Here is a 2,098-nt window from a genome sequence, read left to right on the forward strand (position 1 = left end):
TGACGCGCCGCCCCGGGACGACGGAGAAATTCTGCACAGCCCTAACTGGCGCGGACGACGACGGTCGTGAGGCTCGCGTCCTACTCCGCCGCGGCCTTCTGCGCCCAGCCGACCGCGGCCGGGCCCTTCAGGCCGAGGATCTCTCGCGCTTCGGCCGGGGTCGCCACCGGGATGCTCAGCGCGGCCGCGATCGTCATGATCCGCTCGACCTGCTCGGCGCTCGACTTCGCCAGCACCTTTGGGGCGAGATACAGATTGTCCTCGAGGCCGACCCGGACGTTGCCGCCCATGCCCATCGCGGTCGCCATCATCGGGAGCTGCGCGCGCCCTGCCGCCGACAACGACCAGGTGAAGTTCTTTTCGCCGATCATCCGGCAGGCGCTCTCGTGGAGGAACACGAGATTGCCGACGCTGGCCTGCATGCCGCCCAGGATGCCGAGCACGAACTGCAGGTGGATCGGCGCCTTCAGCACGCCGGTCGACAGCAGGAACTGCACGTTGGACAGCATGCCGGCGTCGTAGACCTCGAGCTCCGGCTTGGTGCCGGCCGCGGTCATGAAGGTCGCGAACTCGGCGAGCGTCTTGAAGGTGTTCGGGAAGATCCAGTCCTCGGTCGCCTGCAGGAACGGGACCTCCCAGTCGTATTTCGGCTCCTTGATCTTCGCCGCCAGCGGATGGATGGCGAAGTTCATCGAGCCGGTGTTGAGCGAGGCGAGCTCGGGCTTGAGCAACGCCACCGAGCGGGCGCGCTCGGCGACCGTCATCTCCTTGGAGCCGCCCGTGGTGATGCAGATCGCCGCCGTGGTCTCGGCGCTGATGCGCCGGACGATCTCCTCGTAGAGCGCAGGGTCCGCGGAAGGCTTGCCGGTCTGCGGATCGCGCGCATGCACGTGGACGAGCGCGGCGCCGGCCTTCGCGGCGAGAATCGCGTCGGTCGCGATCTGCTCCGGGGTGAGCGGCAGATAGGGCGACAGGCTGGGCGTGTGCACGGATCCGGTGACGGCCGCCGTGATGATCAGTTTCGACATGAGGGTTCCTTGGTTCGGGGGAGATTCTCGGGTGCGTCAGCGTCCGCGGGAAAAAGCTCGATCCTCATGGTGAGGAGCGACCACGGGCCGCGTCTCGAACCATGTGGCCACGACACGGGCCGCCCTCGCCCGTCGAGACGCCGCTTTCGGCGGCTCCTCAGGGTGAGGGCGGATGGTCGCGGCGCGTGGTCGCGAGCCTCACTCCTCGATGATGGCCACGGCCCTCGTCCAGCCGGCGGAGGCGCCGCGGATCTTGGCCGGGAAGCAGGCGATGGTGAATCCGGTCGGCGGCAGCGTCTCGAGATTGTGCAGCTTCTCGATGTGGCAGTAGCCGATCGTGCGACCCGCCTTGTGGCCTTCCCAGATCAGGCCGGCATCCTTGGTGGCCGCGTATCTCTTGGCCGTGTAGACGAAGGGCGCGTCCCAGCTCCAGGCGTCCGTGCCGGTGACCCGCACGCCGCGCTCGGTGAGATAGAGGGTCGCCTCGCGGCCCATGCCGCAGCCCGCCGCGACATAGCCCTCGCGGCCGTAGACCTCGCCGGCGCGGGTGTTGACGACGACGATCTCCAGCGGCTTCAGCGTGTGGCCGATGCGGGCGAGCTCCTTCTCCACGTCCTCGGCCGTGACGACGTAGCCGTCCGCGAAGTGCCGGAAGTCGAGCTTCACGCCGGGCTGGAAGCACCAGTCGAGCGGCACCTCGTCGATCGTGATGGCGCGCTCGCCGTTGTTCATGGTCGAGGCGAAGTGATACGGCGCGTCGAGATGGGTGCCGTTGTGGGTGGTGATCTGCGCCCACTCGATCGCCCAGGCCTCGCCGTCCGGCATGTCCTCGGCCTTCAGGCCGGGGAAGAAGGGCAGCAGCTCGTCGGTCGTGTCCTTGTGGGTGCGGTAGTTGATCTTCGGCTCGTAGACGGGCGGATCCGCCAGCGTCCCGTTCTCGAAGTAGATCGACAGGTCGATGATTTTTCTCATGGTCTCGCTCCGGGGTCGGGCCGGCCGCGGCTGATCGCGCTGATGGGGCCCGACTTCGACTTCACCGCACTGGTCGAGGTCGACGACACGGTCCGCGA

At 67.9% G+C, this 2,098-nt stretch carries 2 protein-coding genes; both read right to left on the minus strand.

Going from position 1 to position 2,098, the window contains the following annotated elements:
* Window positions 1-80: 80 nt before the first annotated feature.
* Window positions 81-1,028, minus strand: a complete 948-nt coding sequence (locus CH341_RS30880; RefSeq protein ID WP_111423454.1) for a beta-keto acid cleavage family enzyme — start codon at window positions 1,026-1,028, stop codon at window positions 81-83.
* A gap of 198 nt (window positions 1,029-1,226) precedes the next feature.
* The gene (locus CH341_RS30885) at window positions 1,227-2,000 is read right to left on the minus strand and encodes a cyclase family protein (RefSeq protein WP_111423456.1); all 774 of its coding nucleotides are present in this window, start codon (window positions 1,998-2,000) and stop codon (window positions 1,227-1,229) included.
* Window positions 2,001-2,098 lie beyond the last annotated feature (98 nt).

The organism is Rhodoplanes roseus (genome assembly GCF_003258865.1).
GTDB lineage: Bacteria > Pseudomonadota > Alphaproteobacteria > Rhizobiales > Xanthobacteraceae > Rhodoplanes > Rhodoplanes roseus.

Excerpts from the sequence above, each read along its gene's own strand:
- CH341_RS30880 (WP_111423454.1), bottom strand. The coding sequence starts at position 1,028 with ATGTCGAAACTGATCATCACGGCGGCCGTCACCGGATCCGTGCACACG.
- CH341_RS30885 (WP_111423456.1), bottom strand. The coding sequence starts at position 2,000 with ATGAGAAAAATCATCGACCTGTCGATCTACTTCGAGAACGGGACGCTG.